The sequence below is a fragment of the Robiginitalea rubriflava genome (assembly GCF_052540725.1).
In genome coordinates this window covers 753376-776462 of sequence record NZ_CP199309.1, presented here as the reverse complement: position 1 = coordinate 776462, position 23087 = coordinate 753376, and the positions used below count along the sequence as shown (strand labels likewise).

Below are 23087 nucleotides of genomic sequence, written 5' to 3'. Positions count from 1 at the left end.
GTGTTCCTGATGAAAAGCCGGCTGGCCCTCATACTGATTCTATTACTGCCAATGGCATGGCTTTATAGCCAGGCACCGGGGATGCGGCAGGAATTTACGCTGAAGGGAAGAGTGGTTTCAGAAACCGGGGAAGTACCCTTATCCGGAATTGAGGTAAGTACAGACCAGGGGGTCTTTACACTTACTGATGGTATGGGCGAATTTCGTTTGAAGGCGGCTGCAGGAGATGTGCTGATCGTAAGGGGAGCTGATATCCAGACGGTCCGTTACAGGATTAAGGATAATGAGGATATCAAGGTAGTTGTTTCGGGGCCGGATACGGTTTCGGCAACTAACCGGGAGGAGGTTTCTTTAACGCCTTCCGAACAACACCGGGTCTTGCTGGATTCAGCCAATTGGTTTAAGCGCAAAGATTTAGGCAAAAGCCTGGATTTTATTTCCCGCTCCATTGAAATCCTGGACGGGCGAAGCAGCAGGCGGGAGCTCGCCCTCTCCCTGACTACCCTGGGCGAGATTTACCAGTTTCACGGGCAGCTGGACCTGGCCATTTCCAATTATGAAGAAGCCCTGGAAACCTTTGATAACCCCAGAACACTTTTACTTCTGGGGAAGGCTTATGTCCTGCACAAGGATAATGACAAGGCCATTGCCCTGTTATCCCCAAGAGTGGATCAGGCCGGGCTGATTCCCTACCAAAAACTGGAATTGTACGAAACCCTGGGAGACGCCTATCGCAACCGTGTCCAGGCCAATACGGCTGTTTCGTATTACCAGCAGGCGCTAACCATTGCCAGCAAAAACCAGATTGCCCCCAAGATCCCGGATCTGAATTCTAAAATAGCAGATGCCTATCAGCGGGCCAACCGGTCTACGGAGGCCGAAACCTATTACGGGAATTCCCTGAAGCAGGCCAGGGCACAGAACCCAAGGCGTGCTGTTCAGGAATTTGAAAAAGTGGCAGATTTCTATAACCAGCAAAGCAGGTATCCGGAAGAAATTGCCCTTAGAAAACAAAGCCTGGAACAACTTAAATCCCTCAATGTGGGGGTGCCGGAATCTCAGCCAGATTCCATCAGCACACAAGGGGTGAACTATAAAATTGCCAGTGCTTATATAGCCCAGGACCAGAACGACCTGGCCATTCCCTTTCTTTCCGAAAGCATTAAGGAGGCCGATAACCAGGGAGACCTGGTAGTTCAGAAAGATGCTACCCGCAAATTATCGGAGGTTTATCGGGACAGGGGCGATTTCAAGAAAGCCCTGGACCTGTACCAGCAATACGTCACCCTTGTAGATACCCTCTATATCAGAAAGGAACAGGAGCTCTCACAGGCAGCACGCTTTAGCAGGGAAATTTCAGAGAGTCAGAGCCGGATCAACAGCCTGGAGCAGGAGCGGGAACTCTCCCGCAGCAAATACGAGCTGGCCCTTACCGAACAGCGGCTCACCGAAGAGATCAATAAACGCCAGCAGTGGATCATCTATTCCCTGATCTTTGGATTACTGCTTACCGGCCTGGCGGCCTTCTTTTACTACCGCAGTAATCGCCAGCAACAACTGGCCAATTACCTTTTGGCACTGAAAGGCCTGCGGACCCAGATGAATCCCCACTTTATTTTCAATGCGCTGAATTCGGTAAACAACTACATCGCCAAAAATGACGAACGGGCTGCCAATCGGTACCTGAGCGATTTTTCGGTTTTAATGCGGCGGGTACTCGAAAATTCAGAAAAAGACCTTATCCCGTTATCAGAGGAAATCGAATTGCTTGAACTCTACCTGAAATTGGAGCATACCCGTTTCCCGGATAAATTCGACTACAGCATTGAGGTGGATCCTGCCCTGCATGTTGAGGCTTTTGAGATTCCCCCCATGTTGCTGCAGCCCTTTCTGGAAAACGCTGTCTGGCACGGGCTTCGCTATAAGGATGACAAAGGACTTCTCAAGGTACAGATAAGACCCTTGCTGGCCGATGCAATTAGTATAGAAGTAACAGACAACGGGATTGGCCGTAAACAGTCGGCCCGCCTGAAAACCAAAAACCAGCGTCAGCAAAAATCCCGGGGGATGGGGAATATTGCTAAGCGTATTAGCATCCTGAACCAGATGTACGGAGACAGGATCTCGGTGGAAGTTAGCGACCTCCATGCGGATGGCTCCGGTACACGGGTGCTTTTAAAAATCAGAAAAAAATAAGCATATGGAATTAAAAGCGGTACTGGTAGATGATGAAGCGCAAAGCCGTGAAATCCTGGAAAATTATCTCCTGAAATACTGCAAGGGGGTACAGGTAGCGGGGCAGGCCTCAAATATCAATGAGGCTATGGAGGTGATTGGTAAAACAGATCCCGACCTGCTGTTTCTCGATGTGGAAATGCCTTTCGGGAATGCCTTTGATTTGCTTGAAAAATTACCCGATCGAAATTTTGAGATCATTTTTGTTACCGCCTATCAGCAGTACGCAATGGATGCCCTGAATCAGCATGCAGCCTACTACCTGATGAAGCCTATTTCCATAGATGCCCTGCTCAGTGCGGTGGATTACGTCAGGGAAATCAAAGCGCGGGAAACGGCCCTGAATGATAAAGTACTTCAGGGGGTTAAAAAGGTTGAGGGGAAGATTACAATCCCCATGCAGGATGGTTTTGAGGTACTGGAAGTAAGCCAGATCCACTATTGCCAGGCAGATGATAATTATACGAGGATCTTCCTGGCCAACCGAAAGATTTTAGTTAGCAAAACCCTAAAATATTTCGAGGAGGCACTAAGCGCCTTCCCCTTTGCCCGCGTTCATAAATCGTATCTGGTAAATGTGAGTGAAGTGGTGCGCTACCGCAAAGGGAAAGGGGGCAGCGTTTTGCTGAACAGCGGAAAGGAAATCATGGTCGCTCCTTCCCGAAAAAGAGAATTATTGCGCTTTTTTGAATAAATTTAAACGAATCATTACAAGTATTCAATGGCATATATTCAGGCCGTTTTGGGCAAATCCCCGCAAATGGGGCAGGATTGTTTTGTAGCTGCAAATGCTACCCTGGTGGGAGATGTGGTCATGGGGGAGCAGTGCAGTATCTGGTTTAACGCCGTTATCAGGGGAGATGTTCATTACATCAGAATGGGGGACCGCGTAAATGTACAGGATGGGGCGGTAATCCACTGTACGTATCAAAAGGCCCCTACCAATATCGGGAATGATGTCTCCATAGGACACAATGCCATTGTCCATGGCTGTACCCTGAAGGACAATGTGCTGGTGGGCATGGGTAGCATAATAATGGATGATTGTGTAGTGGGCAGTAATTCCATCATCGCTGCAGGGGCCGTCTTAACGGCAGGCACCATAGTGCCGGAAGGATCCGTTTATGCCGGGGTACCCGCCCGGAAAATTAAGGATATAAGCCCCGAACTAAGGGAGGGGGAGATCCGCAGGATTGCCCGCAACTATATTGAATACGCTTCCTGGTTTAAACCCTCTGAAGGGCATTGAAAGCAATTAAATCAAAATATTCTTATTGATATACCGCCTGAGCACGTCGGCTTTAACAGCATGAGACCCTGCTGATCCGGGAGAATTATAAGAAAAACCAGTATCTTTATTAGAGTAAGGGTTTGCCTTAAGGGCATACCCCATACTTATTCATTATGGCCACACGGATTTATCAGGGAATTAAATTCGACCTGGACGGAGCGGTTCCTGTAGGGGACCCCCTGACCGTTGAAGAAGCGCTGCAGATCAATATCAATGGAAAAGCCTTTACCCTTTCCATGCGAACCCCGGGTTCCGATAGAGAATTGGTCCGTGGTTTGCTGCATTCCGAGGCCATCATTTCGGATAGCGGCTACCACCCATCCATGGTTTTGAAAAAGGAAAATGAGGAAGGGATCGTAAGCGTTGTGGATCTGGATATCCCTAAAAACCTTTTGGGGAGTGGGTATTCCAATAGCAGAAGCCTTTTATCCGTCTCTTCCTGTGGAATATGCGGGAAAACGGAATTGGGGGAACAGGCATTTTTGGGAAAATCCATTGAGGCGGCCATTCAGTTCCCTGCAGGGAGCTTTAGCGAAATGTTTGAGCAGATGAATCGCGGGCAGCACGATTTCAAGCAATCAGGAGGCACCCATGCGGCTGCAGCCTTTGATTCTGAGGGGCAGCTGCTGGTGGTACGCGAAGATATAGGCAGACATAATGCCGTAGATAAGGTGATCGGCTGGTTATTGCTCGAAGAGCGTTTAAAGGAAGCCATGGCCATGACGGTCAGCGGAAGGATTTCCTATGAAATAACCATTAAGGCATTTAAGGCCGGCATCCCCTTTCTGGCGGCGGTTTCAGCCCCCTCATCCCTGGCTGTCGATTTTGCGAAGGAACTGGGGATCACGCTGCTGGGATTTTGCCGGCAGGGCCGGGCAACCTGCTACTCTCATCCGCACCGCATCAACAATAATCGGGAATTGGTAAAAAAACCTAAAGTAAGTTAGCCCATGTCAGAAAATTTAAGTGAACTTCTCGGTCGCAAAGGCTTGCATGACAATCTCTTTGACAAAATGGGACAACTGTCCAGGCCTTCGGGCAGTCCGGACGAGGAAGCCCTCGCCCTGCTCGCGGAGGAATTCCTTATTGGCAAGGCGAACACCTTCGGGACGGCTTCTTTTTACGACTTTATGAAGCCTGAAAACCGCGGAAAGCAGGTTTATGTCTGCAACGGGTCTGCCTGCGAATGTGCCGGAACCCAGGAAGGCGTTCTGGATAAGCTAAAGGAACATTTTGAGGCAGAGCAGCTCGGGCACATGACCTGTCTGGGGAGGTGCCATGAAAATGCCGCTTTTCACTATAAAGGGAAGAATTATTCAGGGGATGATATAGCAGCGCTGAAGGCCATCATAGACGATGAAGCCGAGATTGCAGCCGACAGCTATAACACGGCAAGCAGTGGAGTTGAAATTCTCATCAAGGCCTTCCCCGGAATCGAAGAATATTACAGCCCCTGGTTAGAAATTTTAAAGGGACCTCCGGAAAAGGCCCTGCAGGAGATTAAAGATTCAGGTCTCAGGGGAAGGGGAGGAGCCGGTTTTCCCATGGGCAGCAAACTGGATTTCTGCCGGAAAGCAGCAGGCACTGTCAAGTTTATAATCTGCAATGCAGATGAGGGGGATCCGGGAGCCTATTCCGATCGGTATTTGCTGGAACAGCGACCGCATTCTGTCCTTTTTGGGATGCTGGTTAGCGGTTACATAACAGGGGCCCATCACGGTATCGTTTATATCCGGGCGGAATACCCGGAAGCTGTGGAACTCATGAAAAATGCTATTGATTCCCTGAACACTGCCGGTCTGGCCGGGAAAAATATTGCCAACAGCGGATTTGATTTTGAGTTTAAAATCATACAGGCACAGGGTTCCTATATCTGCGGGGAGGAAACAGCGCTGATCAATTCAATTGAAGGGCAACGCCCCGAGGTACGGGTACGCCCGCCTTATCCTGCCCAAAAAGGCTTGTTTAACAAGCCAACCGTTGTAAATAATGTTGAAACGCTGGCAGCCCTTCATTTTATAATTACTGAAGGCGGGAAAAGCTGGAAGGCGATCGGGACCCCAAAGTCTTCCGGGACGAAACTGGTTTGCCTGGACAGCTTTTTTAACCGGCCGGGACTTTATGAAGTGGAGATGGGAACCCCGCTAAGGGAAGTTTTCGATACTTTGGGAGGTGGTTTTAAGTCTCCCGTAAAAGCGGTTCAGATTGGTGGCCCGCTTGGGGGGGTGGTCCCGGTTTCCAAAATTGGAGACCTTACATTGGATTTCGAGTCTTTTGCAAGCCAGGGCTTTTTACTGGGGCATGCCTCCGTGGTTAGTATCCCGGAAGACTACCCAATGATGCGCTATATCGAACACCTATTTGATTTCGCGGCCTATGAAAGTTGTGGGAAATGCTTTCCCTGCCGTCTGGGGACCAAAAGAGCCCATGAATTGGCAGGCAAAGCCCTGAAAGGAGACTACACAATAGACAGGGAGCTTTTTGACGATCTGCTCACCACCCTTGAAAAGGGTTCTCTGTGCGCGCATGGCGGAGGCATTCCCCTGCCAGTCAGAAATATACTGCAGTATTTTGATTCCGAATTAAAAGCTTTTTTTAACTGATTGATGCCCATGAAAACTGCTTATATAAACGATGTTGCCCATCCTTATAAGGAAGGAGATACACTTTTGTCCTTTATCCGCAGGCATGCCGATGGAAATCTGGTGCCGACCCTCTGCGATGCCCCTAATCTGGATCCCTTTGGGGCGTGTCGGGTTTGCAGTGTGGAGATCAGCCAGGAAAAAAATGGTGCCGTCAAAACAGTAGCGGCCTGTCATACCCCTGTTGCAGAAGGCCAGTTTATCTACACCAGCAGCCAGCGCATTCAGAAGTTGCGTAAGAACATCATCGAACTCGTATTGACGGACCATCCCCTGGATTGCCTTACCTGCGAGGTAAACGGGAATTGTGAATTACAGACAGTGGCGGCACAGGTAGGGATCAGGGAGGTGCGCTACCCGGAAGGAGATAATCACCTCGAGCGGGAAAAAGACCTCAGCCACCCCTATATGACCTCGGACCTCAGTAAATGCATTAATTGCTACAGATGCGTCCGGGCCTGCGATGAGGTTCAGGGGGAGTTTGTGCTGAGCATGGCGGGCCGCGGCTTCGATGCCCATATAGTCAAGGGCCTGGACCAGAGCTTTATGGACTCGGATTGCGTGAGTTGCGGGGCCTGCTCACAGGCCTGCCCCACCTCCGCCATTTCGGATATATTTCAATCCAAAGCCATTCAGGCCACCGAAACAACTCGTACGGTTTGTACGTATTGCGGGGTGGGTTGTAATCTGGACATTGCTACCAATTCAGGGGAAATCCTCAGTATTACGGCCCCGTACGATGCCGAGGTGAACCAGGGACACACCTGCCTGAAGGGTCGGTTCGCATTTAAGTTTTACAATCATCCGGACCGTTTGGATTCCCCGATGATCAAAAGGAACGGGCATTTTGAAAAAGTTGGCTGGGATGAGGTGTACGATTTTATTACCGAAAAGTTTAAGCATTACAAGGAAACCTTTGGCCCGGACAGCCTGGCCGGAATCAGTTCTTCCCGTTGCACCAACGAGGAGAATTACCTGATGCAGAAATTTTTCAGGGCTGTAATCCAGACAAACAATATTGATGGCTGCGCCCGCGTCTGTCATTCGCCAACCGCCCTCGGGATGCAGCGTACATTCGGCACCGGGGCTGCTACCAATTCCATTGAGGACCTGAAACACACCAACTGCATCCTGGTGATCGGGGCGAACCCTACCGATGCCCACCCGGTTACCGGGGCCAAGCTCAAGCAATTTGCCATGAAATCTGATTCGGTAACCATCGTTATAGACCCCAGGCGGACCGAACTTGCCCGTTATGCCACCCACCACCTGGCACTGCGACCCGGCACCAATGTGGCGGTCCTGAACATGATGATGTATTACATTATTACAGAAGGCCTGGTGGATGAAGGCTTTATTTCGAAGCGTACGGAGGGGTACCTGGATTTTAAGGAGGAATTGATGAAAATAGACCTCAATAAGCTGGAAGCCGTTTCAGGGGTACCCAAAGAACAGGTGCGCGAGGCGGCTATCGCCTATGCCACGACCCCTAATGCCATGTCTTTCCACGGCCTGGGGGTTACGGAACATTCCCAGGGGACCTTTACGGTTATGCAAATTGCCGACCTTGCCATGCTAACCGGCAACATAGGCCGCAAAGGGGTAGGGGTAAACCCGCTACGGGGGCAAAACAATGTCCAGGGCAGTGCAGATATGGGGGTCCAGCCCCATCAGGGAGCCGGCTACCTGGATGTGACCAAGGATGAGGTTAACGAGCGCTACAATACATTTTACGGTACCACGGTGCCCAAGCACATAGGGTACAAAATCCCGGAGATGTTCCAGGCTGCCCTGGAGGGCAAACTAAAGGCTATCTGGATCATTGGGGAAGACGTGGTACAAACCGACCCGAATACCCAAAAGGTTATACGGGCCCTGGAAGCTACCGAACTGGTAATTGTACAGGAGTTGTTTATGACTGAAACCGCCAAATATGCCGATGTTATACTGCCGGGAGCCTCATTTTTGGAAAAGAGCGGCACCTTTACCAATGGAGAGCGAAGGGTACAGGCCGTACGGCAGGTAGTGGAACCTATAGAAGGGTCCAAGCCAGACGGGCAGATCATTGTGGAGCTGATGAACCGGATGGGATATGCCCAGCCCGATTATACCCCGGATGGGATGCTGGAGGAAATTTCGCAAATCGTGCCCTTCTTTGAAGGAATACGCTGGGAGCGCCTTGGCAAAAACGGCCTGCAATGGCCGGTGGCAGCCAACGGCACGGATACTAAAATTCTGCACCAGCAGCAGTTCAAACGCGGTTTGGGGTATTTTGAATTCCACAATTGGGAGGAAACCCAGGAAATCACGGCACATGGAAAAGATTATCCATACATCCTTACAACCAACAGGGAGCTGGAACACTATAACTGCGGGGCTATGACACGCCGTACCGCCAATGAGAAAATCCTTAAAAGCGATTACCTGATGATACATCCTGAAGATGCCGCCGCCAACCTGATCCGGGAAGGGGACTTTGTCTGTCTGGAATCTCCGAGGGGGAAGGTAGACGTAAGGGCGCGCATTACCGACGAGGTAAAACCCGGAATCCTCAGTACCACCTTCCATTTCCCGGATATCATGGTGAATAATATTACCAGCGATATACATGATTCCGAAGCCATGTGTCCTGAATACAAAGTGGTTGCGGTCAGGATCCGAAAGAGCAAGGGGAAGTACAAAAAACAGTTGCAGGATCGCTAGTAGGTGTTTTCAAGGCAAATTAACCTCAGGAATTTCTGAGGTACTTTTCAGGTGTTCTGCGTTTTATGAGCATTTACTAAATCAACCTATTTCCATATCTTTGGGGTCCTAAAAACCATCAGCATATGAAAGCCTATATATTCCCAGGACAGGGAGCACAATTTTCCGGAATGGGACTGGATCTATACCAAAATCATCCTGTGGCCCAGGAGTTATTTGAACAAGCCAATGAGATCCTCGGTTTCTCTATTACCGATATTATGTTCGAGGGATCGGCCGAAGATTTAAAACAAACCAAGGTAACCCAGCCGGCCATTTTCCTGCACTCTGTAATACTGAGCAAGGTGCTGGGAGATACTTTTAGTCCGGATATGGTTGCCGGTCACTCCCTTGGGGAATTCTCCGCTTTGGTGGCCAATGGAACCCTTTCCTTTGAAGATGGGTTAAAGCTGGTTTCCAAGCGGGCAATGGCCATGCAAAAAGCCTGTGAAGTCGCACCAAGTACCATGGCTGCAGTGCTGGGTCTGGAAGATGCGGTGGTGGAGTCGGTTTGCCAGGAAACCCCAGGTATTGTGGTTGCTGCCAACTACAATTGCCCTGGTCAACTGGTAATCTCGGGGGAGGTTGATGCGGTTACGGCCGCCTGCGAAAGGCTAAAAGAGGCAGGTGCCAGACGGGCTTTACTCCTGCCAGTTGGGGGAGCTTTCCATTCCCCTATGATGGAGCCGGCCCGGGAAGAGCTGGCCGCCGCCATAGAGGCTACCACTTTCAATGCGCCTAGTTGCCCTATTTATCAAAATGTTACCACCACGGCTGTTTCGGATACGGCTGAAATACAAAAAAACTTAATGGCCCAGCTTACCGCTCCGGTGAAGTGGACCCAGAGTGTCAGACAGATGGTTGCCGATGGCGCAACCAGCTTTCTGGAGGTTGGTCCGGGCAAGGTTTTACAGGGGCTGGTCAAAAAGATCGAACCTACCGCAGAGGCCAGTTCTGCAGACTTGTAAGCCGGGATTCAAAACCTGCCTGTACTTTATCCGAAAAAGTGCTATTTAGGTAGTAAAATTCGGTCAGGCCCTTCTTTTTTTCGTATTATTGATTCCCTTATTCAGAAAATGCAAAAGCGGGATATTGCTATGGTAGTCCGATTATTTCAAAAGCTGGTTTTCGGGGCATTTTTTTTGCTCTGTTTCCCCCTTTTTGCACAACAGGTGAATGTTGCCGTGGATGATGGTGATGCCTCTGAAGAGGGGTCCAATCCGGGGACATTTCGAGTCACCCTTTCCCTTCCGGCCGTGGGGAATACAAATATTACGTATAGTGTGGCGGGTACGGCCACCGGAGGAGTAGATTACACAGCGCTTTCCGGGAACCTTACCATCCCTTTGGGTTCCACTATCGGATTTATCCCGGTTGACGGCATTGTTGATGATACAGATATTGAGGGACCTGAATCGGTTATCGTGACCCTGACCGGAACCTCAATTGGAACCCTTGGCCCCAATAACAGTGCTACGATTTTTATTTTGGACAATGATTGCCCGGCTGGGAACAGTCCGCCCGAACTGGATACCAACGTTGAAAGGATTTATTGCACAGACGATACCATCCCCAGTCTCAATGATTTTACCCAGAGTATTCCTCCAGCGGGCACGGAACTGATCTGGAGCCGAAACCCCGATCCACTGGTACTCGCCGGACATTTAAGCGATGCAGAAGTGGCCAGCCCCATTGCCGGGACCTATTATGGGTTCTTTTATGACGCTGATGTTGATTGTGCCAGCCCCACCCTGGAACTGACCATTGTTGAGAACCAAACTCCCGTAATCGACTCCACAACAGAGGCTTCCCGCTGTGGCCCCGGTTCTGTAACCCTTTTGGCGGAAGCCAGTATCCCCAATAGCGGTACGGCCCCGGAAATTAATTGGTACGATGCCCCAACGGGCGAAACGATAGTTGGTACCGGCCCCAGCTTTACAACCGATATTCTTAATGCTACCACTTCATTTTACGTGCAGGCCAACGCCAATGGGTGCTTTAGCCCGCGAATAGAAGTAGTCGCCACCATTATCCCCACGGTAACTGCCGGAACTCCTTCAAACGGAACGGCCTGTAATGTGGCAGCAAATGGACCGGTTAGGGTGGATCTGGATAACCTGCTGACAGGGGAAGATGCGGGTACCTGGCAAATACTGACAGATCCCTCTTCCAGCCTGGTAATTGAAGCCGGGAACATTGTAAATTTTGAAGGACTCGCATCTGGGGAATACCAGTTTCGGTATACTACTACCGGCGCCGAAGCCCCCTGCACCAATGAATCTGCAGATGTCAGTATCACAGTTTCGAATTGTGACCAGGACACAGATGGGGATGGCCTATTTGACGGGGAAGAACTTCGGCTGGGGACGGATGTAAACAACCCCGATACCGATGGGGATGGCATTGATGATGGTACAGAAGTAGGGAGCGACAGCCTGAATCCCCTGGACGAAGATAATGACGGGATCATAGATGCCCTCGATTCCAATATACTGGATTCCGACAGTGATGGGGTAAACGACCAGCAGGATCCCGCCAATGACAACCCCTGTATTCCGGACAATACCAATAACCTCTGTGATACGGATGGTGACGGAATAACAGACGGCGATGAAATCAGAGACGGGTCTGACCCGCTGGACCCCTGTGACCCGAATTTAACTCCGGACTGTCAGCCAGACCCAATTGATCTGGAGGTTGTAAAATCAGTAGACACAGATCAGGCAGCCGTAGGGCAGGAACTGCTGTTTACCATTACCCTTACAAACCTCTCGGACCAAACCGCCAAGGCCATTGAGGTGGGTGATTTGCTGGAAACCAGCTTTGAGTTTTTAAGTGCTGTTGCCACACTGGGAACCTACGACGATCAAACCGGGATCTGGAGTAATTTTCAGCTGGTATCAGGTCAATCAGCCACCTTGGAACTTACCGTTGAGGTATTGGAAAGCGGGGTCTTTACCAATACGGCAGTCTTGTTGGAATCCTTCCCAATTGACAATAATGCCAGTAACAACCAGTCAACCGTTAGCATAAATGTGGCCGTTCCGGAAGGCCTGGATCTGGCAATAGAAAAAGCCGCTGCTATTTCTGGCAGTAATTTTCAGAATGAAAGAATTAATCCTTTAGTGGGCCAAGAAGTCGTATTCAGGATTTTAGCAAGGAATGAATCCAGGGAATTACGGCTTAGCAATATTGAAATTGAAGACATCATAGGCCCTGCAGATGCGAGCGGCTTTGAATACGTCTCACATACTACCACTCTTGGAAATTACAATCCGGGAAGTGGCTTGTGGGTTATTCCGGGCCTGGAACTCGGACAGGAAGCCGAACTGCTTATCAATGTACGGGTACCTGTCGCAGGAACCTTTTTAAATACCGCCCGTTTGCTGGATGTCTCCCCCGGAGACGGCAATGCCGATAATGACCAGGATTCGGTAGAGGTAAGGGTCAGCAATCCTACAGAAGCAGATCCTGGTTTTGTTTTTAATCAGTTCTCACCCAATGGAGACGGCACCAACGATTTTCTGGTCATCCGTGATATCGATTCGTTCCCGAATAGTTTTATTCAGATATTCAATCGTTCCGGGCAATTGGTATTTGAAGACCGGAACATGCAGGATGAGAAAGTTTGGGATGGGTTTTATGAAAACAAACAGGCTCCGGAGGGCACCTATTTTTATATCCTGGAATTGGGTGCAGATCGTGAGGTTCAAAGAGGATGGATACAGCTGATACGCTGATAAAAAGAATTATGAGGGCATTGACGAATTGTAGCGGAAAACTAAGGAACGTCCTTTTTGGGGTGCTGTCCCTGACTGCCCTGTTTGCGACAGCCCAGAGGGAGCCGGTATATACCCAGTATATGTATAATATCGGCAGTTTTAACCCTGCGTATGTGGGTAGCGTTGAACACACAGACCTGTCACTGCTGTACCGCTCTCAATGGATTGATTTCCCGGGGGCACCGAGGACCATCCGGTTTGGGGCTAATATTCCCCTTGGAAACCAAAAACACGGTATAGGATTCAATGCCATTAACGACCAACTCGGGCCAAGCAGCCAGACTTTTATAGATGTTTCCTACTCCTTCCAGGTACGCCTCGGGGAGGAAAGCTTTATTTCTTTTGGCGTGGATGCCGGGGGTAGCATCCTGGATGTGGACTTCAGCAAAGGCAGTTTTGAAAACCCGGGAGAACCCATTCTGGACCAGCAATCGGTAAATGAGTTCTACCCCACAGTAGGGGCGGGGATATTTATTTACGGAAGTGACTGGTACCTTGGGGCATCCACCCCGAACCTTCTGACCGATGGGCTCTACAACAATGAAGTGGCCACGATAACCGCAGATGTATTGCAGTACAATTTTATCGCCGGGGTCGTTTTCAATATTTCGGACGGGCTTAAATTCAAGCCAGCCGTTCTACTGAACTACCTGGAAGGAAACCCCTTAACCTTTAATGGCTCAGCGAATTTCCTGATCAGTGATTTGGTGACTGTTGGCGCGTCCTACCGGGTAAATGAATCGGTTAGCGGGCTGGCCGGCTTTCAAATTTCAAATTCGTTATTCCTCGGGTATTCGTATGATTACAATACCAACGGCTTGGGAGCCTTTAACAATGGTTCACACGAGGCCATACTTAAGTTTTACTTCGGAAGGGAAAAACGGACGAAGAATACCAAAATCAAGGGTAAAAAGGAACCCAAACAAATCGATTCACCCAGATTCTTTTAAAGTGACAGCATGCGTTTGAGATCAATTTTTATCGTTTTTCTAATCTTCGCTACTATAGGAGTTGTGGCCCAACAATCCAATGGTGACCGGCTGTTCTATGCTTATAATTACAAGGAGGCAGCAGAGGCGTACCGGCTGGAAGAGATGAGGGAGCCGCTTAATGCGACCCAACAATTGAATTTCGCCGAAAGTTATTTTAAGGTTGGGCAGTATACCAAGGCCATGGAAGGATTCCTGGATATTTTCAAAAAGGATTCAACCATGTCCAATTATCACTTCAATACCATGTTACAGGCCATGTCTAAGTCGTCAGGCCTGGACCGGGTAAAAGCTTTCCTCTCCACAAGGACCGATAAGCTTTCCGGGGAATTACTGGAAAGTGCCTCCTTTAATTTTGAACTCCTGGAAAACCAGCTGGCACCCAGGCTGAATTATAAGGTCTTTCAGTTGTACTGCAACAGTAACCAGTCCGATTTTTCAGCCAGTTTCTACGAAGATGACCAACTGTTGTTTTCCAGTGCCAGGCCGCAGCCTGATAAAGAAACCTATTATCCTACCGGGGAAGGATACCTGGATATATACGTTTCCCGTATCACAGAAGGAGGTCAGACCCAGGGAGTACAATTATTCGAGGAGCTTCCACCCTCAGATTACCATAAGGCAACCCCCTATTACGATCCCGGAATCCAAAGAGTATTTTATGTGCTTTCCAATACCAATTCCGGCAAACTGGCATTTGATAAACGCGGAAAAAATGCCCTGGCAATTGCTATGGCAGCCTCGGGAAAAGAGAACACTTTTCTTTTAAAAGACCTTAGTACGTCCTTTTATTACCCGTTTTACGACAGGGCTAACGATCGTTTATATTTTGCGGCGGACCTGCCCGGAGGCTTTGGTGGCACAGACCTGTATTATGTAAATACAAATGGCGGGGTTATCATGTCGAGCCCGGTCAACCTGGGGCCCAGAATAAATACCCCCGGCAATGAAGTGTCTCCTTATATTTTTGAAGGCAGTTTATTTTTTGCCTCCGACGTATTCTACGGTCTTGGGGGAATGGATTTGTATAAAGCACAACTCCAGGCAGACAATTCCCTGACAACGCCTATCAATCTCGGACCGGAAATTAATACACAGCACGACGAATTTGGCCTGATCATTAAAGAAATTGAATCCGGATATATGGGGTATTTTTCTTCTAATCGTCCAGGGGGCCTTGGGGGCGATGATCTTTACGGGTTTAGTGTGGACGACCTTCCAGGACTCCGAACTTTGGTTTTTCGTGGACGTGTAATTAAGCAAGGGACGCAGAGAGGGATTGAGAAGGTTGCCGTGCAGCTAAAAGATAACAAGGGAAGTGTGATCCGGGAATATTACACAGGTGAAGAAGGCGAATTCTGGATGGAGATTCCCTGGCGTGAGCAGGTAGGGATGAACATTTCCAAAGAAAAATATGAGCAGCTAACAATAACAGATGCTTCGCAACTCGCCGATCAGGGCCAGGAAGTGAAAATTGAACTGTTTGCCCTTGAAGACCTGGTGCGGCGCAGAAATAACCAGACGCTATTAAAAATAGAACCTTTTTATTTTGCTGCGAACCGGGCGGAACTGACAGATGAAATTGCTATGGAGCTCGATAAGGCAGCGGCAGCCCTCGTAAAATTTCCGGGGATGAAGCTGCGAATTGAAGCGCATACTGATAGCCGTGGCAGTGCCAGTACAAACCTGAGTCTTTCAAAGAGAAGGGCCCAGGCTATCAAAAATTATCTGATATCCAAAGGCGCATCCCCGGAAAGCATTCAGGAGGCCATGGGATACGGGGAGGAGCAAATCATCAATAATTGTACAGATGGGGTGTATTGCCTTGAAATGCTGCACCGGCAGAACGAGCGCTACCCAATGATTATCCTTAACTACGAGGAGCTCTGATCTATTTTGCGATCAGGCAGTCTTCACAGTCCTTTACTTCACCGTAATAGGTTTCCCGATATTTGTGAAGGGTACGAACAGGGATTCCAAGGAGGAATTTGCGAATGTAGGTAACACGGGTGTGTAAGCGTCCCATTTCAGGACTGTAGCGTTTTTCGGTTTTGGTTTTTCGGTCTACTCTTATCAGCTTCATAATGCTCAAAATGAAGTGCAAAACTCCGAAAAGCAGTGGCCAATGTCAAGTTCAAAGCGTTAAACCTATGTTATTTATAATATAAGTAACAGATATACAATTAGTTACAATAATATTATCCAGCAATAATAAATGGCAAAGCAGGAAAGGAACAGGATGCCGGCATAGGTGAGCCATCTCATGGCTTTGCCGGGATGCGTGTTTTGAGGGAGGTCGTCACTGGTAACATTCCTGAGGTTCATATATCCAACCACCGGGGCCAGGACGAAAGAAATAAAAGTGGCGAGTGCTACCAATACCCCCATATTTGCAGAAAAGGCGGTGAGGACTATGAAATTTACGCCCGTGAGTACCAGCACGGCAACGGCGTAATACCACGGTTTTTCATAGCGCTTTTTCCTGGGTTGCAGATACTCCAGTACATCTATACTAACCCGGGAGATAGCATCATGTGCCGTCATGCAGGTGCTGAACATGGTGGCGAAGGCAGAAACTGCAATAAAAATATAGGCCCAGTCTCCAATGTGGGTTGTGAAAAGTTCTACCACCTGATCGGCAAAGGTCACCGCATTGCCGCTGAGTTCGGTGCCGGTTCCAAAGAGGGTCCGGTAACCGATCAGCAGGAAAAAAACAGCCAGCAGGGCAGTGGTAATATACCCGACATTGAACTCCTTCAGGGCATCTTTAAGGGGCGGTTTTCCTGTGGTTTTATATTTTTCCAGGCTCCACAGGCTTATCCAGCTGCTGGCTTCTACCGCAGTGGGCATCCATCCGATCAGACTGATCAAGAACAGTATCCCGACTTCATTGAAAATAACTGGTCTTTCAAATCCGGAAACCGCCTCAACCGGGGCTTTATAAAGCACAAGTATGGTAGTCACCAACAGTGCGATAAATAGTATACTCACCACAAATTTCAGGGAAGTCTCCAACAGGCGATACCTCCCCACAATCAGTAACAAGCTGATAAAGGCAAACAACCCCAGGGCAATGACGCTCACCGACACACCTTTAATTCCGAATAAATTGGCGAACAGCCCTGCTGTAACCACATAAAGCGCAGCCAGGATGGTAAAGGTAGTTACCAGGGTGATAACTGCATACATCCAGATATAGGCCTTACCCCTGCGGGAATAGCCTTCAACCAGGCTCCGTCCCGAAACGTTTGTATAGCGGATGCCAAATTCAAAGAAGGGATACTTAAAGAGGTTCGCCAGCAGGATGGGAATGATCATCAGCCATCCATAGGTGGCCCCGGCTTTGGTAGAGAGGACCAGGTGGGAGGTGCCAATTGCCATACTGGCAAAGAGCAGGCCCGGCCCCAGGTTTTTTAAGAGCGTTCTGAATTGGTTCATACCGTTTGGTCTGAAACTAAAATACAAAAGTTTTGGACTTACTCAATCCGGATACGGTTGCCATAAAAACGGGGTTGTGTATTAAAAATCAGATCCAGGAAAACCTTAACACGTGCAAAGTATTCACGTGTATGTACACGAATACCCTGGCTTCCCTCAACATCCCGGGCATTGAAGCCCACTGCGGCAAGGCCCTTTTTTCGGGCGATAAAAATAGCCCTTTCATTGTGGAATTCCTGAGAAATTACGGTTGCCGAGTCCAGGCCAAAAATTATTTTGGCCCGCACCATGGAATCAAGGGTTCGGAACCCGGCATAATCAAGAAAAATACGGCCTTCGGGAATCCCCCCCTCCATCAGATCTTTTTTGATGGTATTGGGTTCATTATAATAGACACTGCCATTGTCCCCGCTAACGAGGATATAGGATATTTTCCCGGCCTTATACAACCGAAGGGCTGCATCAATTCGGTGCTGATAATAGGGATTAATACCGCCCTCTACCCGATGCCTTGCCGTACCCAGCACTATACCTACCTTGTTGTAGGGAACCGTGTTCAGGCTGTCGAAGACGCTGTTCTTGCTTGAAATTTCTATAACCCAATAACATCCCAGAATAATTAAGAGGGGTAAAAGAGCCAGTAACAAAAACCGGAATTTAAATTTTTTCAGCATGGGTATACTACAGGAAATTAAAGGTACAAACTCCACTTAAAACCGCGCTTTGATCCCGGTAATATTTTCCTATGTACACCTCCAGAGAATTAATCAGTCCGCAGATACTTTATAAAATAACGCTCAAACTGTTGGTCATCCCTTAGGATTTCAAAAAAAGATTCCAGAAAACTTCGCGCACTGCGATACTCCCGTGGGTCCTCGAACCGGTTTTGCAGGCTGTCGGCCACCGCCAGCAGTTCTGCCTCCTTATCCAGATAAAAGCTGCGTAGCTGTTCCCTCAAGGCAGCTCCGCGGTCATATCCCTTGTAGGCCCGCTCGGTTACACTACCGATGTCCCTGGGCAGGCGCTGGGTGTTGGATACGGTGGCATAGGGAGCATTAACCAGACCAGACATATCAAAATCATAGGGGACGGGAAGGATCTTTTCATCTATATAAAAGAGTTTTTCATTGTGCAATTTGCTGGTGGAATAATCGGTATTCCCGATCATAAATTGAAAAAAATCCTGTAGCACAGAGTGATAATCATCCTGTTGACGCGGGTGGACTTCCCTCTTTACTTCTTTGCCTCCGCTTCGGTCTTCCAGGTTGTCCATATCTTCTATCAAAAAGCCGGTTAGCTGGTGGTCCCGCGTGCGTTTTCCCCTGACTTCGGAATAGGTAATTTGGGCGAGCTTCGTTTTTAAGTGATAGGGGGTCACTACCTCATAAAGCTTGTATGCCATATATTCCTTAAGGACCAGGTCGTCCTTGCCCCGTTCCAATTTACAGGGCAGCACTACTTTTGTTTTTTTGATATCTGCAAATAAGGTCTCTTTTACCCGCCGCTTTTTAAACTTTATCCGGATGGGCGTAAAATAACACTGGCTTCTACGAAAAATACCCCTTGCCCGTATTTTTACCTGCATAGAGTCCCAGGGGGCATCTGCTATTTTATACCAGAGGTCTGATTTTAGGTAGGTGCTGTCATTCGTCTCCCGTTTCAATTCTTTTCCGGAAAATTGAAATTTCAGGGCCAGGGGATCTTCCGTTTGAAAAAGGGGGGCGGCCGGGACGTATAACGCCGTTTCCTGAGCCTTACAAAGGCCAAGTGAACAGAAGGAAAGGACCAGAACATAAAGAAATATAGATGAACGCATCGGCTGGTATTCGGTCTCTTAAATATACCAAATTTATTTCCGCTCTTCTGTTGTCAAACCAAAGTTGATGCGACAAATAAAAAACCTCAGGATTTCCGGGGGTTTTATATGAATGCCAAACAGCGCTTACCACTTATATTGGGCTCCGAACATGATCACAGAGGTGATCCTTTCGCAGCAGAACTCACTTCCCGCAATGCTTCCGTATGGAGTGAAGTTCCCGATAAATTGGGGAACGTAAAGCAGGACTGTAGTTGCATCTATGCTGAATCCATTATGGATTACTCCGTCCATTTAAAAATAAGAACCGGCTGCATTGCCAGCAATATGTTGCTAAGGGCGGATGGATTTGTCCGTTTGCAAAGTATTCTTTTATCCCAGCCCTGAAGGGTATTTTAATAAAAGCAGGGATAATTTGCTATTCGTGAAACGGGGTTTTGACAGTTATTCTAGAAATATGGGTTGCTTATTGGGATGTTAATCTTTTGATAAACAAGGGTTAATAATGTTTAATCTTTAATTATATTCGTTGAACATCGTTTAAACCAGCTACTTCCATGAAAGCTATACTATTTAAATTCAGTTTTTTCGTTTTGATTCTGCTTTTTTCCCTCAAACCTGAAACCCAGGAATTTCAGGGAAGGGCAGTATACTACTCCAAATCCACCATGGAACTGGGTAGCTGGGGAGCCCGTATGAGTGAGGCGCAGAAAAAACAGGTCTATGCGCGACTGAAAAACAGACTGGAGAAGACCTATACCCTGAATTTCAATAAGGAGGCTTCTGTCTTTAAAGAAGAAGACAAACTGGACGCCATGTCTGGTGCTACGGATTCCTGGGGAAAAAATTTCGCCAGAGGGGAACAGTACAAAAATGTGAAGGAGAATCAACTGGTACAGAGTCAGGAATTTTACGGGAAGCGATTTCTGGTTAAGGATGAATTACAGAAGATCAACTGGGTAATGGGCAGTGAAACAAAGCAGATTGGCAAATACATGTGCTTTAAGGCAACTGCGGTGGTCCCAACAGAAGAATTGACCTGGTTTGACTTCTCCTGGGGCGATCTGAGGCAAAATGAGCAGACGGAAAGTGAAGGGGAAACCTCGGAGCCTGCTGTAGATCTCACGCAAATAATAGCCTGGTATACCCCACAAATCCCTGTTTCTCATGGCCCGGCCGAATACTGGGGCTTACCCGGTTTGATTCTTGAAGTAAGTGCCGGTAACACCACAATGTTATGCTCAGAAATTGCCCTGAATCCGCAGGAGAAAATCGTAATTGAAGCTCCGGACAAAGGCAAAGAGATAACCAAAAAAGACTACCGGGTCACCATCATTTCCAAAATGCAGGAAATGCGGGATAACAGAGGCAGAAGGCGCAGCCGTTAATCTTCCCTCAACATATTCCTTAAACAGACTACCTCCCTACCCTCATGAAACAGCTTATTTTTATTTCGCTGCTCCTTGCCACTATTAGCAGCCAGGCGCAAATAAAGTTTGAGGGGGTAGTTCAGGACAGCTTAAATACTCCGCTGGAACTCGCCAACGTAATCGCAATCAATCAACAGAGCAAAGCGCTGGAATCCTATGGTATTACTGATGAGAACGGCAGATTTAAATTACAACTGGCCAAGAACGGGACTTTCGAAATCCAGATCAGTTACGTGGGGATGCAGACCTTTAAGGAAATCATTACGGTGGCTGAGAGTGATATAGACAGGGAGTTTACCCTGAGGGCAGAAAACATGCTGGACGAGGTGGAACTGGTCTACAAAATGCCCGTAACCGTAAACGGAGACACCATTGTCTATGATGCAGACTCTTTTCAGAATGGTACGGAGCGGAAACTGGAAGATGTCCTGGAAAAACTCCCGGGGGTAGAGATAAATGAAGACGGGCAAATTGAAGTGGAAGGGAAGGTGGTAAACAAGCTGATGGTAAACGGGAAGGATTTCTTCGATGGAGATACTAAACTGGCAACTAAGAATATTCCTTCAAAGGCGGTCGACAAAATCCAGGTGCTGAGAAATTATTCAGAAGTAGGCCAGCTCAGAAGCGTTACCAACAACCAGGATAACGTGGCCATGAACATTAAGCTCAAGGAAGGAAAGGAAAATTTCTGGTTTGGCAATGTGACGGCAGGGGCGGGGAGTTCGCCTGAAAAGGCCCTTTACTTGGTGCAGCCGAAGCTTTTTTATTACAGCCCGAAATACAGCCTCAATTTTATAGGGGATTTCAACAACACCGGCGAAGTAGCCCTCACCCGAAGGGATATCCGGAATTTTGGCGGGGGTTTTCGATCTCCCAGCCGCGGTAGCGGTACCAGCCTCAACCTGGGGGATAACAGCCTTAGTTTCCTGACGAATCAGGCCAACGCCCTTGAAATAGAGAACAAACTGGGCACGGCCAATTTTAGCTATTCCCCGAATCCCGCCCTGGATTTAAGCGGGTTCCTTATTTACAACAGCAGCAGGATCCTTTCCAGGGAAACCAGTTTTATCCAGTACACTGATCCGGATCTGGGCATTCCCGACGAAGCTACTGAGCAGACCAGCAATGAGCGTTCCAACCAGGGCTTGTTAAAATTAAGCGCCTCTTACCAGCCCAACCTGAACAATCAAATGGATTACGACATCCTGGCCCGTATCTCTAACGACGGCCAAAATCAAAACGTGTTTTCATCGGTTATTGGAAACACCCGGCAACTGGATGAAGTAACCCCATACAGTATCAATCAAAACCTGAATTACTACTACACCCTGGATGAGGATAACATTTTTGCCCTGGAGGCGCAACACCTGATCAGAAATGAAGACCCTTTCTACAATGCGGTTCTTGTGAATGACCCCGCAGGGCCTGATGCGTTCGATACCACGGCTGAGGCCCTTGGATTGGATACAAGCCAGAATGCATACGACCTGGGGCAGAACAGAAAGATTAAATCCAATCAGTTGGATGCGAAACTGGATTATTATCATATCCTGAACACCAAAAGCAATTTAAACCTGACCCTGGGAACCATATTGAGCAGGCAGGAATTCAATTCGGATATTTTCCAGTTCCTGGAGGACGGGTCTTCCCTTGAACCCACACCCACATTTAATGACGGGCTGGCCGTTAATGATACCGAATACAATTTCAGCGATATATACCTGGGGGTACACTATCGCGTAAAAACCGGAATCTTTACCATAACCCCGGGCTTTTCCGTCCATGCTTACGGCAATAAGAATATACAGTTCGGAGAAACGTATACAGATAACTTTTTCAGGTTTTTACCCGATTTCGAGACTCGTCTGCAGCTGAAAAAAAGTGAGGCGCTTACCCTTAGATATGAAATGCGCAATCAGTTTACCGACGTTACCCGTCTGGCCAGGGGGCTGGTTTTAAATAATTTCAATAGTATCCAGTTCGGGGAACCCGACCTGCAGAATGCGCTTTCCCATAATGTAAGCTTGTTTTACAGTAGTTTTAACCTGTTTAATTACACCAATGTATTTGCCAGGGCCGCTTATTCCAGCAATATTGACCAGATCAGGAGCCTGACCAATTTTGAAAGTGTTATCCGTACCAGTACCTTTTTCAATTCCAGTTTTGCGGACGAAAACTTCAATTTCTTCGGACGGATACAGCGAACCTTTGGCAAGGTACGGGCAACCCTCAACGCAAGTTTTAACTACAGTAAAATCAACCAGTTTATTCAGGGCCAGCGGTCCCTTAATGAAGGCTTTACACAGACCTACACGCCAGGGCTTCGGACGAATTTCAAGATTGCCCCCAATATCAGCCTGCGTTACCGCTACAGCGTTACCAACAACAACCAGGGTGGTGGCGAAACCACCTTTATCACCAATGCCCCTTCCATTGATTTTGATGCCTATATCTGGAAAAAAGTTACGCTGCGCAGCGATTACACTTATACCAACCAGGACCTGGGCAACGGGAATTCACAGTCCTTTCAGACCTGGAATGCCACCCTTTCCTATCGCAAGGACCGGGATGCCAAATGGGAATACGAAATCAGGGCTACCAACATCCTGGATATAGATTCACAGGTCCGTAACAGCGCAAACAACCTGTCTGTATTCAGTTCGGAGACCTTTATACAACCTCGCTTCGTAACCTTCAGGCTGGTGTATACCCTCTAAGCTTA

General features: G+C 48.2%; 17 protein-coding genes. 12 read left to right on the top strand and 5 right to left on the bottom strand.

Annotated features, from left to right (window positions below):
- Positions 1-9 precede the first annotated feature (9 nt).
- The 10 genes from ACT6NU_RS03650 (at position 10) to ACT6NU_RS03605 (ending at position 15571) form a co-directional block, all read left to right on the top strand.
- The gene (locus ACT6NU_RS03650; RefSeq protein WP_445383106.1) at positions 10-2196 is read left to right on the top strand and encodes a tetratricopeptide repeat-containing sensor histidine kinase; all 2187 of its coding nucleotides are present in this window, start codon (positions 10-12) and stop codon (positions 2194-2196) included.
- 4 nt (positions 2197-2200) lie between these two features.
- Complete coding sequence (locus ACT6NU_RS03645) at positions 2201-2929, top strand: LytR/AlgR family response regulator transcription factor (protein WP_445383105.1); 729 nt, start codon at positions 2201-2203, stop codon at positions 2927-2929.
- A gap of 27 nt (positions 2930-2956) precedes the next feature.
- Entirely contained in the window at positions 2957-3484 is a 528-nt protein-coding gene (locus ACT6NU_RS03640; RefSeq protein ID WP_445383104.1) for a gamma carbonic anhydrase family protein, read from the top strand.
- Between the two features lie 155 nt (positions 3485-3639).
- Positions 3640-4473 carry a formate dehydrogenase accessory sulfurtransferase FdhD gene (fdhD, locus tag ACT6NU_RS03635; protein ID WP_445383103.1) on the top strand — a complete coding sequence of 278 codons (834 nt, stop codon included), beginning with the start codon at positions 3640-3642 and terminating at the stop codon, positions 4471-4473.
- A 3-nt stretch (positions 4474-4476) separates the two neighbouring features.
- On the top strand, positions 4477-6129 hold the full coding sequence (locus ACT6NU_RS03630; RefSeq protein WP_445383102.1) for an NADH-ubiquinone oxidoreductase-F iron-sulfur binding region domain-containing protein: 1653 nt from the start codon (positions 4477-4479) through the stop codon (positions 6127-6129).
- A gap of 9 nt (positions 6130-6138) precedes the next feature.
- Positions 6139-8871, top strand: a complete 2733-nt coding sequence (fdhF, locus tag ACT6NU_RS03625; protein ID WP_445383101.1) for a formate dehydrogenase subunit alpha — start codon at positions 6139-6141, stop codon at positions 8869-8871.
- 125 nt (positions 8872-8996) lie between these two features.
- Entirely contained in the window at positions 8997-9878 is an 882-nt protein-coding gene (gene fabD / locus ACT6NU_RS03620; protein WP_445383100.1) for an ACP S-malonyltransferase, read from the top strand.
- Between the two features lie 129 nt (positions 9879-10007).
- On the top strand, positions 10008-12650 hold the full coding sequence (locus ACT6NU_RS03615) for a T9SS type B sorting domain-containing protein (RefSeq protein WP_445383099.1): 2643 nt from the start codon (positions 10008-10010) through the stop codon (positions 12648-12650).
- 11 nt (positions 12651-12661) lie between these two features.
- The gene (locus ACT6NU_RS03610) at positions 12662-13642 is read left to right on the top strand and encodes a PorP/SprF family type IX secretion system membrane protein (protein ID WP_445383098.1); all 981 of its coding nucleotides are present in this window, start codon (positions 12662-12664) and stop codon (positions 13640-13642) included.
- A gap of 9 nt (positions 13643-13651) precedes the next feature.
- Positions 13652-15571: an OmpA family protein gene (locus ACT6NU_RS03605; protein WP_445383097.1), complete on the top strand. Its 1920-nt coding sequence runs from the start codon at positions 13652-13654 to the stop codon at positions 15569-15571.
- A 1-nt stretch (position 15572) separates the two neighbouring features.
- Here the strand turns inward: ACT6NU_RS03605 and ACT6NU_RS03600 are convergent, their stop codons facing one another.
- The 5 genes from ACT6NU_RS03600 to ACT6NU_RS03580 all read right to left on the bottom strand — a co-directional run bounded on the left by ACT6NU_RS03600 (position 15573) and on the right by ACT6NU_RS03580 (position 19229).
- Complete coding sequence (locus ACT6NU_RS03600; protein WP_445383096.1) at positions 15573-15764, bottom strand: hypothetical protein; 192 nt, start codon at positions 15762-15764, stop codon at positions 15573-15575.
- Positions 15765-15868: 104 nt separating this feature from the next.
- Positions 15869-17119, bottom strand: coding sequence for an NRAMP family divalent metal transporter (locus ACT6NU_RS03595; RefSeq protein WP_445383095.1), 1251 nt, complete (start codon positions 17117-17119; stop codon positions 15869-15871).
- A gap of 38 nt (positions 17120-17157) precedes the next feature.
- Entirely contained in the window at positions 17158-17793 is a 636-nt protein-coding gene (locus tag ACT6NU_RS03590; RefSeq protein ID WP_445383094.1) for a SanA/YdcF family protein, read from the bottom strand.
- Positions 17794-17882: 89 nt separating this feature from the next.
- Positions 17883-18935 carry a hypothetical protein gene (locus tag ACT6NU_RS03585; protein WP_445383093.1) on the bottom strand — a complete coding sequence of 351 codons (1053 nt, stop codon included), beginning with the start codon at positions 18933-18935 and terminating at the stop codon, positions 17883-17885.
- A gap of 126 nt (positions 18936-19061) precedes the next feature.
- Complete coding sequence (locus tag ACT6NU_RS03580) at positions 19062-19229, bottom strand: hypothetical protein (RefSeq protein ID WP_445383092.1); 168 nt, start codon at positions 19227-19229, stop codon at positions 19062-19064.
- Positions 19230-19492: 263 nt separating this feature from the next.
- Here ACT6NU_RS03580 and ACT6NU_RS03575 point away from each other — a divergent pair, with 263 nt between their 5' ends.
- Positions 19493-20323 carry a GLPGLI family protein gene (locus tag ACT6NU_RS03575; RefSeq protein WP_445383091.1) on the top strand — a complete coding sequence of 277 codons (831 nt, stop codon included), beginning with the start codon at positions 19493-19495 and terminating at the stop codon, positions 20321-20323.
- A 44-nt stretch (positions 20324-20367) separates the two neighbouring features.
- Positions 20368-23082 carry a carboxypeptidase-like regulatory domain-containing protein gene (locus ACT6NU_RS03570; RefSeq protein ID WP_445383090.1) on the top strand — a complete coding sequence of 905 codons (2715 nt, stop codon included), beginning with the start codon at positions 20368-20370 and terminating at the stop codon, positions 23080-23082.
- The last annotated feature ends 5 nt before the right edge of the window (positions 23083-23087 follow it).

Bases quoted from the DNA above. Each gene is read 5' to 3' on its own strand.
- ACT6NU_RS03640 (WP_445383104.1), top strand. From the start codon at position 2,957: ATGGCATATATTCAGGCCGTTTTGGGCAAATCCCCGCAAATGGGGCAG.
- ACT6NU_RS03600 (WP_445383096.1), bottom strand. From the start codon at position 15,764: ATGAAGCTGATAAGAGTAGACCGAAAAACCAAAACCGAAAAACGCTAC.
- ACT6NU_RS03605 (WP_445383097.1), top strand. From the start codon at position 13,652: ATGCGTTTGAGATCAATTTTTATCGTTTTTCTAATCTTCGCTACTATA.
- ACT6NU_RS03590 (WP_445383094.1), bottom strand. From the start codon at position 17,793: ATGCTGAAAAAATTTAAATTCCGGTTTTTGTTACTGGCTCTTTTACCC.
- ACT6NU_RS03615 (WP_445383099.1), top strand. From the start codon at position 10,008: ATGGTAGTCCGATTATTTCAAAAGCTGGTTTTCGGGGCATTTTTTTTG.
- ACT6NU_RS03570 (WP_445383090.1), top strand. From the start codon at position 20,368: ATGAAACAGCTTATTTTTATTTCGCTGCTCCTTGCCACTATTAGCAGC.
- ACT6NU_RS03630 (WP_445383102.1), top strand. From the start codon at position 4,477: ATGTCAGAAAATTTAAGTGAACTTCTCGGTCGCAAAGGCTTGCATGAC.
- ACT6NU_RS03585 (WP_445383093.1), bottom strand. From the start codon at position 18,935: ATGCGTTCATCTATATTTCTTTATGTTCTGGTCCTTTCCTTCTGTTCA.
- ACT6NU_RS03610 (WP_445383098.1), top strand. From the start codon at position 12,662: ATGAGGGCATTGACGAATTGTAGCGGAAAACTAAGGAACGTCCTTTTT.
- ACT6NU_RS03595 (WP_445383095.1), bottom strand. From the start codon at position 17,119: ATGAACCAATTCAGAACGCTCTTAAAAAACCTGGGGCCGGGCCTGCTC.
- ACT6NU_RS03575 (WP_445383091.1), top strand. From the start codon at position 19,493: ATGAAAGCTATACTATTTAAATTCAGTTTTTTCGTTTTGATTCTGCTT.
- fabD (WP_445383100.1), top strand. From the start codon at position 8,997: ATGAAAGCCTATATATTCCCAGGACAGGGAGCACAATTTTCCGGAATG.
- ACT6NU_RS03580 (WP_445383092.1), bottom strand. From the start codon at position 19,229: ATGGACGGAGTAATCCATAATGGATTCAGCATAGATGCAACTACAGTC.
- ACT6NU_RS03645 (WP_445383105.1), top strand. From the start codon at position 2,201: ATGGAATTAAAAGCGGTACTGGTAGATGATGAAGCGCAAAGCCGTGAA.
- fdhF (WP_445383101.1), top strand. From the start codon at position 6,139: ATGAAAACTGCTTATATAAACGATGTTGCCCATCCTTATAAGGAAGGA.
- ACT6NU_RS03650 (WP_445383106.1), top strand. From the start codon at position 10: ATGAAAAGCCGGCTGGCCCTCATACTGATTCTATTACTGCCAATGGCA.
- fdhD (WP_445383103.1), top strand. From the start codon at position 3,640: ATGGCCACACGGATTTATCAGGGAATTAAATTCGACCTGGACGGAGCG.